The organism is Citrobacter sp. Igbk 16, assembly GCF_028069755.1.
Taxonomy (GTDB): domain Bacteria; phylum Pseudomonadota; class Gammaproteobacteria; order Enterobacterales; family Enterobacteriaceae; genus Citrobacter.
The window spans coordinates 234699-249272 of sequence record NZ_JANEWJ010000001.1 but is presented as its reverse complement, the minus strand read 5'-3'; the positions used below and the strand labels follow the sequence as shown (position 1 = coordinate 249272).

General features: G+C 50.7%; 11 protein-coding genes. 5 read left to right on the top strand and 6 right to left on the bottom strand.

Annotated features, from left to right (window positions below; genetic code table 11):
- Positions 1-93: 93 nt before the first annotated feature.
- Positions 94-2364 (top strand): sensor domain-containing phosphodiesterase, encoded by a 2271-nt coding sequence (locus NNO03_RS01180; protein WP_271448601.1) that lies wholly within the window; start codon positions 94-96, stop codon positions 2362-2364.
- On the opposite strand, the gene ppx is transcribed toward NNO03_RS01180, so the two are convergent.
- From ppx to purM, 4 genes are all read right to left on the bottom strand, one after another.
- Positions 2344-3885: an exopolyphosphatase gene (gene ppx, locus NNO03_RS01175; RefSeq protein ID WP_271440151.1), complete on the bottom strand. Its 1542-nt coding sequence runs from the start codon at positions 3883-3885 to the stop codon at positions 2344-2346. The two genes, NNO03_RS01180 and ppx, sit on opposite strands and share 21 nt — an antisense overlap.
- 4 nt (positions 3886-3889) lie before the next feature.
- Positions 3890-5956, bottom strand: coding sequence for a polyphosphate kinase 1 (ppk1, locus tag NNO03_RS01170; protein ID WP_202038075.1), 2067 nt, complete (start codon positions 5954-5956; stop codon positions 3890-3892).
- Positions 5957-6145: 189 nt separating this feature from the next.
- A complete protein-coding gene (gene purN / locus NNO03_RS01165; RefSeq protein WP_271448600.1) occupies positions 6146-6787 on the bottom strand; it encodes a phosphoribosylglycinamide formyltransferase in 642 nt (213 codons plus the stop codon).
- Positions 6784-7821: a phosphoribosylformylglycinamidine cyclo-ligase gene (gene purM / locus NNO03_RS01160; RefSeq protein WP_271448599.1), complete on the bottom strand. Its 1038-nt coding sequence runs from the start codon at positions 7819-7821 to the stop codon at positions 6784-6786. The genes purN and purM overlap by 4 nt, the downstream gene beginning before the upstream one ends.
- 294 nt (positions 7822-8115) lie before the next feature.
- Here purM and NNO03_RS01155 point away from each other — a divergent pair, with 294 nt between their 5' ends.
- The 4 genes from NNO03_RS01155 (at position 8116) to NNO03_RS01140 (ending at position 12539) form a co-directional block, all read left to right on the top strand.
- Positions 8116-9546 (top strand): 6-phospho-beta-glucosidase, encoded by a 1431-nt coding sequence (locus tag NNO03_RS01155; RefSeq protein ID WP_271448598.1) that lies wholly within the window; start codon positions 8116-8118, stop codon positions 9544-9546.
- A gap of 183 nt (positions 9547-9729) precedes the next feature.
- Positions 9730-10356 (top strand): uracil phosphoribosyltransferase, encoded by a 627-nt coding sequence (gene upp, locus NNO03_RS01150; protein ID WP_003835110.1) that lies wholly within the window; start codon positions 9730-9732, stop codon positions 10354-10356.
- 96 nt (positions 10357-10452) lie between these two features.
- On the top strand, positions 10453-11742 hold the full coding sequence (gene uraA, locus NNO03_RS01145) for a uracil permease (RefSeq protein ID WP_003835107.1): 1290 nt from the start codon (positions 10453-10455) through the stop codon (positions 11740-11742).
- A gap of 95 nt (positions 11743-11837) precedes the next feature.
- Positions 11838-12539, top strand: a complete 702-nt coding sequence (locus tag NNO03_RS01140) for a DnaA inactivator Hda (protein WP_211924219.1) — start codon at positions 11838-11840, stop codon at positions 12537-12539.
- Between the two features lie 33 nt (positions 12540-12572).
- On the opposite strand, the gene arsC is transcribed toward NNO03_RS01140, so the two are convergent.
- Positions 12573-12932, bottom strand: coding sequence for an arsenate reductase (glutaredoxin) (gene arsC / locus NNO03_RS01135; RefSeq protein WP_271448597.1), 360 nt, complete (start codon positions 12930-12932; stop codon positions 12573-12575).
- A gap of 94 nt (positions 12933-13026) precedes the next feature.
- On the bottom strand, positions 13027-14490 hold the full coding sequence (bepA, locus tag NNO03_RS01130; RefSeq protein WP_271440156.1) for a beta-barrel assembly-enhancing protease: 1464 nt from the start codon (positions 14488-14490) through the stop codon (positions 13027-13029).
- Positions 14491-14574: the final 84 nt, after the last annotated feature.

The window sequence follows — 14574 nt, the reverse complement described above, 5'->3', positions numbered from 1 at the left end:
TACATCATAGTTTTAAAGTCAGGTGGGATGCCTGTCTGAATGCCCTTCACAGAAAATACCCCTACATGACGTGAGGGATTCTACTGAGCATCTATGAAACTCAATAAAAACTATATAAGTATTAGAGATAAATGGTGGGCGCTACCCCTCATCTTACCATCTTTACTGTTGCCGTTATTGAGCACTGCCAATACCTACGCACATATTAGTACCGGTACTGTCATCCTTTTCTACCTGCCTTTAGCGCTGACGATTAGCCTGATGTTGTTTTTTAGTTGGGCGGCACTGCCAGGAATAATCATTGCCATCGGTTGGTACAAATATCCGCAGGTTGGGTTATTTGAAACGCTGTCAATTATTACGCACTTTATAGTTACAATGGTGCTTAGTTGGGGTGGATATAAAGTTTTTGCTCCCCGGCGAAACAACGTGGCGCATGGCGACTCCCATCTGATGTTTCAGCGAATATTTTGGCAGGTTTTCTGTCCGGCAACGCTATTCCTGATCCTCTTTCAGTTCGCTGCGTTTGTTGGCGTATACGAGAGCAAATCAGGCATGGTAGGCGTTATGCCCTTTAATACAGGAACGTTGATTAACTACCAGGCTATGCTGGTAGGGAACCTTGTTGGTATTCCTCTGTGCTATTTTATAATCCGAACCATTCGAAACCCGCTGCATATACGGGGCTATTTTTCGCAATTAAAGCAGCAGTTTGATACCAAAGTAACGCGAACAGAGTTTGCTTTCTGGTTGATAATATTGACTTTATTGATGGCTCTGCTGTGTATGCCGTTAAATGAACAGAGTTCAATATTCAGCACAAATTATACCTTGTCTCTGTTACTGCCCGTCATGTTATGGGGCGCAATGCGTTACGGTTACCGATTTATTTCAATGATATGGACAGTCGTATTGATCACTGCCATTCATTATTATCAGCGCTATATGCCCTGGTATTCGGGTTACGATACACAACTTGCAATTACCTCTTCGAGTTACCTCGTTTTTTCTTTCATCGTAAATTACATTGCCGTGCTGGCAACGCGTCAGCGATTTGTCACCCGACGCACACATCGTCTGGCATATTTTGATCCGATGGTGCATTTGCCAAATCTGCGGGCATTGAACCGAACGTTGAAAAAAGCGCCATGGTCAGTGCTCTGTTTTCTGCGTATACCGGGCATGGAACTGTTGGTGAAAAACTACGGTATTATGCTGCGTATCCAGTACAAGCAAAAACTCTCTCATTGGATAGCGCCGTTGCTGGAACAAGACGAATATGTTTTTCAATTATCCGGTAATGATTTAATTCTGCGTTTTAATACTGAATCACATCAGCAGCGTATTGAAGCGCTGGACAAACATATCAGGCAGTTTCGTTTTGTCTGGGATGGTATGCCTCTACAACCGCAGGTTGGGATCAGTTTTTGCTATGTTCGCTCACCCGTTAACCATATCTATCTGTTACTGGGGGAGTTAAGCACCATCGCCGAGCTCTCGCTGGCAACCAATATGCCGGAGAATTTACAGCGACGTGGCGTAATGCACCTGCAGCGGGATCTGAAAGATAAAGTGGCGATGATGAACCGTTTGCAGCAGGCGCTGGAGCATGATCGCTTCTTCCTGATGGCACAGCCGATTTTTGGCATGCGAGGCGATGTTTATCATGAAATCCTGCTGCGTCTTCAGGGCGATGAAGGTGAAACGATTGCTCCTGATAATTTCTTACCGGTAGCCCATGAGTTTGGGTTGTCATCCAGCATTGATCTGTGGGTCATTGAAAATACGCTGAAATTTATGGCGCAGAATCGGGAGAAAATGCCCGCACATCGTTTTGCGATCAATTTATCGCCCACGTCCGTATGTCGAGCCAAATTTCCTCACGAAATTAGCCAGTTGTTGGCGAAGTATCAGGTTGAAGCATGGCAATTGATCTTTGAGGTTACAGAGAGCAATGCGTTAACCAATGCGGAGCAGGCCCAGGCAACATTGCTGCAATTGCAAGTACTGGGCTGTCAGATTGCGATCGATGATTTTGGTACCGGCTATGCCAGCTATGCACGGTTGAAAAATGTGAGCGCTGACATCCTGAAGATTGACGGAAGCTTTATCCGTAACATTGTCTCAAATAGTCTCGACTACCAAATCGTGGCCTCGATTTGCCACCTGGCGCGGATGAAAAAAATGTTGGTGGTCGCGGAGTATGTTGAAAGCGAAGAAATACGTAGTGCGGTGATTTCTCTGGGGATTGATTATTTGCAGGGCTATCTGATTGGTGAGCCGCGGCCGCTGCATAAAACTCTGGAAGAACAGGTGCCAGTCACGCTGGCACCTGCCGATCACTCACGCAGCGATATCGGGTGAGTTTTCTTCCTCAATTTTCAGGCGCCAGCCTGTGACGGCCTCCCAGTATTGCTGCTCTTTTTCCAGATCGAGCAACACCAGCGCGTTCTGGCTAAACCAGTCGTGCGGGAAGCGTAGCGTCCAGTGGTTATCGTCGGTAATCAACGTGAGCGTCGGTGGCGTAGTGGTTGCCTGGCGCTGGTTGTTGAGCAATACCCCAAGTCGCAACAGCTGAATTAGCGGCAGGAACTGCTTTTTCTTGAACAGCGTAAAGCGGGGCAAATCATCCAGCTTAACCGCTTTACGATGATAGCGAACCAGGGTCGCCATCATCAGCTGTTGCTCCTGGTTGAAACCTGGCAGGTCGCTGTTTTGCAAAATATAAGCCGAGTGGCGATGCAGTCCGCTGTGGTTGATGTTCAGCCCGACTTCATGCAGCATCGCCGCCCACCTGAGCAACGCTTCCAGTTGCGGGTTTGCCAGTTTAGGTTGCTGCGCATGCCACTGATCGTACATTTGCATGGTCGTTTCCAGTACACGTCGGGCTTGTTCGCTGTCGATATTGTACTGGTTTGCCAGACTGCTGGCGGTACGGCTACGAACATCCTGGTGGCGAAAACGGCCTTCCATCTCATACAGTACGCCTTCACGCAGCGCGCCATCGGAAAGTCGGAGTTCACGAATAGCGAGGGCATCAAAAACACCGCACAGTATCGCCAGACCGGGAACAAAAACGGCTTTTCGTTCTTCTGACAGCCCCGGCATGCTGAGTGCCTCAAAGGAAGCATGCTTCAGGACTTCCGTTGTCAGCTTGTCCAGACGTTCAGGGGTGATAAAACCATCTTTCTCACCCATTTCCAGCAGCACTTCATGCGCGGCTTTGATGGTGCCTGAAGCTCCCAGTGCAACGTTCCAGCCCTGAATTCGAAATTGCCAGGTGAGCGTTTCAAGCTTTTGCGCTGCCGCCATACGGGCTCGCTGGAAGTTTTCCCGGCTGATCGCTCCACCCGGAAAGTACATCTGGGCAAAACTGACGCAACCCATACGGCGACTTTCGACCAGTTTAGGCTCGAAATCTTCACCGATCACTAGCTCTGTCGAACCACCACCGATGTCGATAACCAGCTTACGGCCTTTTTCTGGCTGCGTATGCTCCACGCCCATAAAAATCAGTCGGGCTTCTTCGTTACCGGAAATTATTTCGATCGGGTAGGGGATGACCTTTTCTGCTCGCTTAAGAAAATCGGTCGCATTTAGCGCCTGGCGCAAAGTATGGGTTCCCACGATGCAGACGCTGGAGGGAGGAAATCCCTGCAGACGTTCAGCGAAAAGTGACAAACAGCTTAAGCCGCGTTCCATCGCTTCTTCGCTTAGCTTGTTGTCCGCGCCAAGGCCGTCCGCCAGATGTACGCGTTGTTTCAGTCGCCCGATAATTTGCATTGCGCCATCAACCACGCGGGCAATGACCATATGGAAACTGTTTGAACCAAGGTCGACCGCAGCAAATTCCTGCGGTCGTGGAGACTTGTCGTGTATTGGCATAGAGTTAGTCAGGTTGCTCGAGTGATTTGATGTAGTCGTAAATCGCTAATTGTGACTGAACCTTACGGCGGTTTCCGCGCGGTACGTAGCGATTACTCAGTTCTTTATCAATAAAGCGGGCTTTCACCGTGTCGCTGAACAGGATATCGATAATATCCAGCACGCGCTGCTTAAGACGCGGGTCAAGAAGCGGTGTGGCAACTTCGATACGATAATCAATGTTTCTTGTCATCCAGTCAGCAGAGGAGAGATACACCTGCTTATCGCCCCCGTTCTCGAAGATATAGACCCGGTCGTGTTCGAGATAGCGGTCAACAATGCTGATAACGCGAATATTGTCACTGATGCCTTCCAGATTCGGGATCAGTGAGCACATACCGCGGATCAATAAATTAACGGGGACACCTGAACCTGAAGCCGCATACAGGCGGTCAACCAGCCCTTTATCGACCAGATTATTCAGCTTCAGAGTAATGCCAGAAGGCAGCCCTTGCTGTGCATTAGCGATCTCTTTGTCGATCATGCTGTACAGCAGGCGCCGTGAGTTCTGCGGGGAAACCAGCAGATAATCGAACGTTACCGGGCGATATGGGTTTTCGATGAAGTTAAACACCCGACGGACTTCGTTGGTAATGCGCGAATCGGCAGTCAGCAGCGAGTAGTCGGTATACAGACGCGCTGTTTTTTCGTTGAAGTTCCCGGTGCCGATATGTGCATAGCGCACGACTTCATCGCCTTCTTTGCGCGAAATCAGGAACAGCTTGGCGTGAATTTTCAGCCCTGGTGCGGAGAAGATGACGTGAACCCCCGCTTCGGTAAGGCGCTTAGCCCAATGAATATTGGCCTCTTCATCGAAGCGCGCCTGCAGTTCCACCACCACGGTTACTTTTTTACCGTTATGCGCGGCATGGATCATCGAGTCGATGATGCGCGAATCTTTCGCCACACGGTAGATGTTAATTTTTATCGCCAGCACGCTCGGGTCAAATGAGGCCTGACGCAGCAGTTCAAGAACGTGTTCAAAGGTGTGATACGGATAATAAAGCAACACATCGCGTTCTCGTACGGCATCAAAGCCGTTGCGAAACTTCTCGTTATCGAACCAGATATGGCGCAGACGTGGCAGGGGTTTGTTCACCAGGTTAGCTTTGCCGACGTTGGGAAAATTAATAAAGTCTTTGAAGTTATGATAACGCCCGCCGGGGACAATGGAGTCGTAGCGAGAGATCGTCAGTTTTTCACGCAGTACTTCAACCAGCGCATTGGGCATATCGCGCTGATAAACAAAACGAACAGGCTCTGCGGTCAGACGTTGTTTCAGGCTGGAGGACATGAGCTCCATCAGGCTCGATTCCATCTCATGCACCAAATCGTACTCGGCATCGCGGGTCATTTTCATCGAATAGGCATTCAGCGCATCGTAATCAAAGAACCCTTTAAAAATGTCATCAAGGCAATAACGTAAAATGTTGTCCAGCAGGATCATCGGTTTGCGACGGCGCGGGGTTTCCGGCGGCAAATTAACAAAGCGAGGAACCTTATCGGATGGAATTTCCAGCAAAGCGTAACGAATCGTATCTCCGCGGATAATTTCCACGGCCAGATAAGTGTAATCGTCTTTTAAAAACTGGACTAAATCCGTCTCGCGGTTAATCAGGATTGGCGTAATGTGCTGACGCAGATATTGCTTGAAGTAGTGGCGTAACCAGCTCTGTTGATTTACTGACAACTGGCGTTCGTTGATCAAGAAGATCTGGTTGCGTGCCATCTCCAGCAGTAATTCGTTGTACAGGCCGTCAAATTCCTGATCGGCTTTTAATACGCGGGCCTGGATTTTGCCTAACAAATGGCGGGAGTGAGAGTTAGAACCCTGTTCTTCGCTAATAATGATACGGCGCTTCAGTTCGGCAAAACGCACCTTGTAAAACTCGTCAAGGTTATTGGAATAGATGCCTAAGAAACGCATCCGTTCGATCAACGGGTTTGATTTATCAGCTGCCTCCTGGAGCACGCGTTCGTTGAACGCCAACCAGCTGAGTTCTTTCTCGATATATAGCTTTTCCTGACCCATTACCACTTTTACTCCGTTTCATTCACGGGACACTACCGATTTATTATGGCGAGCATTGCTCTCAGATGTCCAACTGTGCCAGAAAAATATGACAATAAACCGTCTGATAGCGAAGAGAAAGGGGAGAATAACGCGTAGGCCGGATAAGGCATTTATGCCGCCATCCGGCTTTACAGATTGATGAGCCGATTATTCGTCTGCGGCATAACCCTGTGGTGAGAGGCGAACGCCGTCCAGCCATGCGGCGTTATCGCGCATCTTCAGGCGACCGTCGGTAAACCAGCTGACGACCAGCGGATAAATCGCATGTTCCTGCGCCTGAACCCGGGCAGTAATATCATCCTCGCTATCACCTGCAAATACCGGCACCTTGGCCTGGAGAATAACCGGTCCGCCGTCCAGTTCATCGGTGACGAAATGGACTGAAGTTCCGTGTTCTTCATCCCCATTTTCCAGCACCTGACGATGGGTATGTAGGCCTGGATACTTGGGTAATAAAGAGGGATGGATGTTCAGCAGTCGTTCAGAATAGTGAGCGACAAACGCCGGGCTGAGGATGCGCATATAGCCGGCCAGCACGACGACATCTGGCGCATAGGCATCAATTTCCTGAATCAGCTGGCGGTCGAATGCTTCGCGGTTGGCAAAGTGGCTTGCTTCCAGGGAATGTGCCGGAATATTTTCCTCTCGCGCGCGAACAAGGCCGAACGCATCGGCCTTGTTGCTGAATACTGCACGTAGGGTGCCACTGATTTTTTTCTGTTTGCAGGCATCGATTATTGCCTGCAAATTGCTTCCGTTGCCGGAAATGAGCACCACAATGTTTTTCATTCAATGACCACACGCTGTTCGGAATCAGACGCTTTGATGATACCGATTTTCCAGGCGTTTTCACCTTTTGCCTTCAGCAGCGCGAGTGCACTTTCTACTTCGGATTCCGGTAGGGCAATGACCATGCCGACCCCACAGTTGAAGGTGCGATACATCTCGTGCTGACTGACGTTACCCGCAGTTTGCAGCCAGTTGAAGACGGCTGGCCACTGCCATGAGGATTCATCGATGACGGCCTGAGTATTGTCTGGCAGTACACGCGGAATATTTTCCCAGAAACCACCGCCGGTCAGGTGCGCGATAGCATGCACATCAACCTTCGCGATCAGTTCCAGAATGGATTTCACATAAATGCGTGTTGGTGCCAGTAAATGGTCCGCCAGCGGCTTGCCTTCAAGCTCGGTGGTTTCTGGGTCGCAACCGCTGACTTCAACAATTTTACGTACCAGGGAGTAGCCGTTAGAGTGCGGGCCACTGGAGCCGAGCGCAATCAGCACATCGCCATCAGCCACTTTTGAACCGTCGATAATTTCTGATTTTTCAACGACGCCAACACAGAAACCTGCCACGTCGTAATCTTCGCCGTGGTACATCCCCGGCATTTCAGCCGTTTCACCACCAACCAATGCACAACCAGACTGCAGGCAACCTTCGGCAATGCCGTTGATTACGCTGGCTGCGGTGTCCACATCCAGTTTACCCGTTGCATAGTAGTCGAGGAAAAACAGCGGTTCAGCGCCCTGAACCACGAGGTCGTTCACACACATCGCCACCAGATCAATGCCGATGGTATCGTGGCGTTTCAGATCCATCGCCAGACGCAGTTTTGTCCCTACGCCATCCGTGCCGGAAACCAGTACCGGTTCACGATATTTTTGCGGCAATGCGCACAGCGCACCGAAGCCACCCAGACCACCCATTACTTCCGGGCGACGAGTTTTCTTTACTACGCCTTTGATTCGATCAACCAGAGCATTACCCGCGTCAATATCAACACCGGCATCTTTGTAGCTAAGAGAGGTTTTATCGGTCACTGCTTGGGTCCCCACGCGTTAACTTGCGGTAGCAATTAAATTCGGCGCAATTCTAACAGGGAAAGCAAACGTTTGCGAGCCTGCTTTACAGTGACTTTTATCTGCTGAGTATTTCAGCATTTTACAGTCATTTATCTATTTGTTTGAACTGAGCCACGAAAATGAAACCGGGTTCAGTCTTGTGCTTGAAACCTGCCTGCTGAATGCACAGTATCGTACTGAAACCGGTTTCTGTTTTCTGTTACGTACCACATCAGGTGCGTTTGAACAGTGCAATCATGATAGGGGAAACGTATGCCTGGGTTTAAAGCAGATTTTATGTGGGGCGGTGCTGTGGCCGCTCATCAACTGGAAGGCGGCTGGCAGGAGGGCGGTAAAGGGATTAGCGTTGCCGATGTGATGACGGCTGGGGCTCATGGGGTAGCGCGTGAAATTACCGACGGCGTGATTGCAGGTAAAAATTACCCTAACCACGAGGCCATCGATTTTTATCATCGCTATCAGGATGATATTAAGCTGTTTGCTGAAATGGGCTTTAAGTGCTTTCGTACCTCTATTGCATGGACGCGTATTTTCCCGCAAGGCGATGAAGCCCTGCCCAATGAAGCCGGATTGCAATTCTACGACGATCTCTTTGATGAATGCCTGAAGTATGGGATTGAACCGGTGATTACACTGTCGCATTTCGAGATGCCTTATCACCTGGTGACGGAATACGGTGGCTGGCGCAATCGTAAGCTGATCGATTTCTTTGTCCGTTTTGCCGGGGTGGTTTTCACTCGCTACCAGCATAAAGTGAAGTACTGGATGACGTTCAATGAAATCAACAACCAGGCTAACTTCCACGAAGATTTCGCTCCGTTTACCAACTCCGGCCTTAAGTATCAGCCGGGTGAAGACCGCGAACCGGTCATGTACCAGGCGGCGCACTATGAACTGGTGGCGAGTGCGCTGGCAGTAAAGGTTGCACGCGAAATCAACCCGGCATTGCAAGTTGGGTGCATGATCGCTATGTGTCCTGTTTACCCACTGACCTGTGCGCCAGACGATATAATGATGGCGATGAACGCGATGCACCGTCGATATTGGTTTACCGACGTTCACGCTCGGGGCAAGTATCCGCAGCATCTGTTGAACTACTTTGCGCGCCGCGGCTTCAAACTCGATATTACCGAAGAAGACCGACGAATACTGGCTCAGGGCTGCGTCGACTATATCGGCTTTAGCTACTATATGTCCTTCGCGACGCAGGCAACGGCAGATAACCCGCAGTTGGATTACGACGAATCGAAAAGTCTGGTGCCCAATCCGTATGTGCAGAAATCAGACTGGGGCTGGCAGATTGATCCGGTTGGTCTGCGCTATTCGCTGAACTGGTTCTGGGATCATTATCAGCTTCCGCTGTTTATTGTTGAAAACGGGTTTGGTGCGATTGACGTACAGGAAAGTGACGGCACGGTAAACGATCAGTACCGCATTGACTACCTGGCAGCCCATATTCGTGAGATGAAAAAAGCGGTGGTGGAAGATGGTGTGGATCTTATGGGCTACACGCCATGGGGCTGTATTGATTTAGTGTCAGCGGGAACCGGCGAAATGAAAAAACGCTACGGATTTATTTATGTCGACAAAAATAATGACGGGAGTGGGACATTAGCACGCTCTCCTAAGAAATCTTTTTCATGGTATCAAAATGTCATCCGGAGCAACGCTGAATTTCTATAAAATTCAGTGCATTGATATTAAGCCCCGCCCATATTGCGGGGCTTGTTTTATACTCATCTTCCAGACGCAAATGACTTTGGTTGATCCATATCAAGCGTATCCAGTGTTGCGCCAGAGACGAAAAGCGGTATAATCCGGCGATTTTTTTTGTGGTTGCCACTCGTCTGAGGAAAGGAGAAGAGTATGAAGATCGTGGAAGTCAAACACCCACTCGTCAAACACAAGCTGGGACTGATGCGTGAAAACGACATCAGCACTAAACGCTTTCGTGAACTCGCCTCGGAAGTTGGCAGTCTGCTGACTTATGAAGCAACTGCAGGTCTGGAAACCGAAAAGGTGACCATTGAAGGTTGGAACGGCCCGGTTGAAGTAGACCAAATCAAAGGCAAAAAAATCACCGTAGTCCCCATCCTGCGTGCGGGACTGGGTATGATGGAAGGCGTACTGGAGAACGTTCCGAGCGCGCGTATCAGCGTGGTGGGGATGTACCGCAACGAAGAAACGCTGGAGCCGGTTCCATACTTCCAGAAGCTGGTATCTAATATTGATGAGCGCATGGCGCTGATCGTTGACCCGATGCTGGCAACCGGTGGTTCCGTTATCGCGACCATCGACCTGCTGAAGAATGCAGGCTGCACCAGCATTAAAGTACTGGTCCTGGTTGCGGCACCAGAAGGTATCGCAGCACTGGAAAAAGCACACCCGGATGTTGAGCTGTACACCGCATCTATCGACCAGGGGCTGAACGAGCATGGATACATTATTCCGGGACTCGGCGATGCTGGCGATAAGATTTTTGGTACCAAGTAAATGAATAAATAAAAAGAAGCCGACTTTAAGAGTCGGCTTTTTTTTGAATAAAACAACCCAATCGCTACTAACACACAATACTCAGAGGAAAACACTATGACGCGCCGTGCTATCGGGGTGAGTGAAAGACCGCCGCTTTTACAGACAATCCCGCTTAGTTTGCAGCACCTGTTCGCCATGTTTGGTGCAACGGTACTGGTGCCAGTCCTGTTTCATATCAACCCGGCTACCGTCCTGCTGTTTAACGGCATTGGTACGTTGCTGTATCTCTTCATTTGTAAAGGTAAAATTCCAGCCTATCTGGGTTCCAGCTTTGCGTTTATCTCCCCGGTACTGTTGCTGCTGCCGTTAGGGTATGAAGTGGCGCTGGGCGGTTTTATTATGTGCGGCGTTCTGTTCTGCCTGGTTTCTTTCATCGTGAAGAAAGCTGGCACCGGCTGGCTGGATGTGATGTTCCCGCCTGCTGCGATGGGCGCAATCGTTGCCGTCATCGGTCTGGAGCTGGCGGGTGTTGCTGCGGGCATGGCGGGATTGTTGCCTGCTGAAGGGCAATTACCAGACTCGAAAACCATCATCATCTCAATGGTGACGCTGGCCGTAACGGTATTTGGCTCTGTGCTGTTCCGCGGTTTTATGGCGATTATCCCGATTTTGATTGGTGTACTGGCCGGTTACGCGCTTTCCTTTGTGATGGGCGTTGTGGACACCACACCCATTGCGCAAGCGCACTGGTTTGCTCTGCCAACGTTCTACACACCGCGCTTTGAGTGGGTTGCGATTCTGACCATCCTGCCTGCGGCATTAGTCGTTATCGCCGAGCACGTAGGCCACCTGGTCGTCACGGCCAACATTGTGAAAAAAGATCTGATTCGTGACCCTGGCCTGCACCGCTCGATGTTTGCCAACGGCCTGTCGACGGTGATCTCCGGCTTCTTTGGTTCGACGCCTAATACTACCTACGGTGAAAATATCGGTGTTATGGCGATTACTCGCGTATACAGTACCTGGGTTATCGGCGGTGCGGCGATTTTCGCCATTCTGCTCTCCTGTGTGGGTAAACTGGCGGCGGCAATCCAGATTATCCCGCTGCCGGTCATGGGCGGTGTATCGTTGCTGCTGTACGGCGTCATCGGCGCTTCCGGTATTCGCGTGTTAATCGAATCAAAAGTCGATTATAACAAGGCGCAAAACCTGATTCTGACGTCTGTTATTTTGATCATCGGCGTAAGTGGCGCGAAGGTTCACATTGGTGCTGCGGAACTGAAAGGTATGGCGCTGGCGACCATCGTCGGCGTTTGCCTGAGCCTGATTTTCAAAGTCATCAGTCTGCTGCGTCCGGAAGAAGTCGTCCTTGATGCTAAGGATGCGGATAGCCCGCAACAGTAAGTCTCTGACCGGGCAGCACTGCTGCCCGGTTCTATCACGACGTATTTCTGTGTTAAACTCATCTCGATTTTATGAAATCCTGGGTTGAGGTATCTCTGAACACACCGGCACAGCTCTCTCTGCCACTTTATCTTCCTGACGATGAAACCTTCGCAAGTTTCTGGCCGGGGGATAACTCCTCTTTACTGGCTGCACTGCAAAACGTGCTGCGTCAGGAACATAGCGGGTACATTTATCTTTGGTCGCGTGAAGGCGCAGGCCGTAGTCATTTGCTGCATGCAGCCTGTGCAGAACTGTCTGCACGCGGTGATGCGGTAGGGTATGTGCCGCTCGATAAACGAACCTGGTTCGTACCTGAGGTGCTTGACGGAATGGAGCATCTGTCGCTGGTATGCATCGATAATATCGAGTGTGTCGCCGGCGATTCTCTTTGGGAAATGGCGATCTTTGATCTTTACAACCGTATCCTGGAATCAGGGAAAACCCGCCTGCTGATCACCGGCGATCGCCCGCCGAGACAGCTGAACCTGGGGCTGCCGGATCTCGCCTCACGTCTGGACTGGGGGCAAATCTACAAGCTTCAGCCGCTTTCCGATGAAGACAAGCTACAGGCTTTGCAATTACGTGCCAGATTACGTGGGTTCGAACTGCCTGAAGATGTAGGACGTTTTCTGCTTAAGCGTCTGGATCGAGAAATGCGTACGCTGTTTATGACGCTGGATCAACTGGACCATGCTTCGATCACCGCTCAGCGCAAGCTGACGATTCCCTTCGTAAAAGAAATTTTGAAGCTGTAGTGCCGCAGCCGAAAAACTGCGGCAGTCTTAAGATTAGCCGACGATTTCCAGCACTTGCTCAGGTGGGCGACCAATCCGGGCCTGACCTTTCGCTACCACAATCGGGCGCTCCATCAGCTTCGGGTTTTCGACCATCGCCTGAATCAGCGCATCTTCACTCAAACTGCTGTCCGCCAGGTTGAGCGATTTGTAGAGATCTTCTTTCTGACGCATCAGTTCACGCGCGCTGGACATTCTCAGCATCTTTAGCAATTCACGCAGTGTCGCTGCATCAGCCGGGGTTTCCAGATAGAGCACGACTTCTGGCTCTACACCGTTAGACTTTAGCAATTCCAGCGTTTCACGGCTCTTTGAGCAGCGTGGGTTATGGTAAATTTTAATCGCGTCTGACATGACTTCTCCTTGCATGACGATTCGGCCGACCAAATGTGCCTGCCGCAGGCCGGATAAGACGCAACAGCGCCGCCATCCGGCAAGTATTCAATGGTTACATCTTCGAGTACGGTTTAAAGCGCTCTTGCAGTTGGCGCAGCTGGTCGATACGGGCATCGTATCTGGCCTGCTGCTGGCTGCCGAGTTTCACCTGAGCACTGGCATTGCTGAGCATCGAGATCGCCTGATCAAGACGGCCCGCCAGCGCATACCCTTCAGCACGCGCGGCCAGCTCCTGATCGCGGTTATTCAGGTTCGCTTCCGTTTGCGCCAACAGATCCCAGCCGTTAGTGTCATCTTTATGGTTAAACGTATAGCGATTCAGGATGGTGGCAGCCTCTTTAGCTTGTCCCCCCTGCAAATACGCATTTGCCAGGTTGAGTTGCAATACGGGATTCACGCGCAGGTCGCGAGCGTTTTTCAGGCGATTAATGGCATCGCTGGTTTTCTTCTGACCGAGATCGATGTCTGTTGCCAGGTCGAGATACCATGCATTATTCGGATCTGCCGCGAGCAGCGGCTGAAGCGCTTTACGTGCGTCGTCGTATTTACTGGCTTCCATCGCTTGCAGCGCCCGACCGTACTGCGCAGCGCGCTGTTCACGCACGTTGCCTTTCGACCAGCTATCCAGTAGATCGCTGGTTAACTGATTGCGGCCTGAATTGTACATGCCCAGGGTTCGCGCTTTGGCCAAATAGAAATCTTCTGAAGATTGCACGACGACCGGGCGCATCTGGTTGGCGCGGTTACGCGCATCTGCCAGACGGCTTTCTGGCAGGGGGTGAGTCAGAAGAATTTCCGGGGGACGTGTAGAGTAACGGGCCTGATCGAGCAGTTTCTCCAGGAATGTTGGCATGGCCTGGGGATCGAATCCTGAACGTTGCAGCACCTGAATACCGATGCGGTCTGCTTCCTGTTCGTTCTGCTGAGTAAAGCTAATCATCCCCTGGCGAGTACCCGCCAGCGTACCGGTTAGCGCCGCCATACCTGCCTGCGGGCTGGCCATCGCTAATAAAATCGAACCTAATGCGCCGACCCATGTCAGCGGTGCGCTACGTTTCTGATCTTCCATCGCTCGCGCCAGGTGGCGCTGCGTGACGTGAGAAATTTCGTGCGCCATTACCGACGCCAGTTGGCTTTCGTTATCGGAATAGCGGAACAGTGCTGAGTGCAATACCACGTTGCCGCCAAAAAAAGCGAAGGCGTTTATTTCATCGTTGTTAATTAAAAAGAAAGTGAAGGGTGTTTTTACGGAGTCTGCATGCGAAACCAGGCGCATCCCCAGAGCATTAATATATTGGGTGAGCAGCGGATCGTTAATTAACGGCGCACTACCGCGCAGTTGGCGAACGTAATAATCGCCCATCTGCATTTCTTGTCCAATAGAAAGCGTACTCCCTGCCGAGGTTCCCATATCAGGTAGGGTATCCGCAGTGTCAGCAAATGCGGGCGCGACCTGACCGACGGTCAGTGCAGCAATGAGGGTAGCAACCAGGTTTTTTTTCAACTGCCTGAACATAACCTCTGTCCTGTATTCTTTTTTGAGATAGCCATTTGACCAATGCCGCGAAGTATCGTTCACACTCTGCAAGCTTAGCGAGTG

Coding starts and splice junctions, on each gene's coding strand:
- NNO03_RS01180 (WP_271448601.1), top strand. CDS start 94: ATGAAACTCAATAAAAACTATATAAGTATTAGAGATAAATGGTGGGCG.
- ppx (WP_271440151.1), bottom strand. CDS start 3,885: ATGCCAATACACGACAAGTCTCCACGACCGCAGGAATTTGCTGCGGTC.
- ppk1 (WP_202038075.1), bottom strand. CDS start 5,956: ATGGGTCAGGAAAAGCTATATATCGAGAAAGAACTCAGCTGGTTGGCG.
- purN (WP_271448600.1), bottom strand. CDS start 6,787: ATGAAAAACATTGTGGTGCTCATTTCCGGCAACGGAAGCAATTTGCAG.
- NNO03_RS01155 (WP_271448598.1), top strand. CDS start 8,116: ATGCCTGGGTTTAAAGCAGATTTTATGTGGGGCGGTGCTGTGGCCGCT.
- upp (WP_003835110.1), top strand. CDS start 9,730: ATGAAGATCGTGGAAGTCAAACACCCACTCGTCAAACACAAGCTGGGA.
- uraA (WP_003835107.1), top strand. CDS start 10,453: ATGACGCGCCGTGCTATCGGGGTGAGTGAAAGACCGCCGCTTTTACAG.
- arsC (WP_271448597.1), bottom strand. CDS start 12,932: ATGTCAGACGCGATTAAAATTTACCATAACCCACGCTGCTCAAAGAGC.
- bepA (WP_271440156.1), bottom strand. CDS start 14,490: ATGTTCAGGCAGTTGAAAAAAAACCTGGTTGCTACCCTCATTGCTGCA.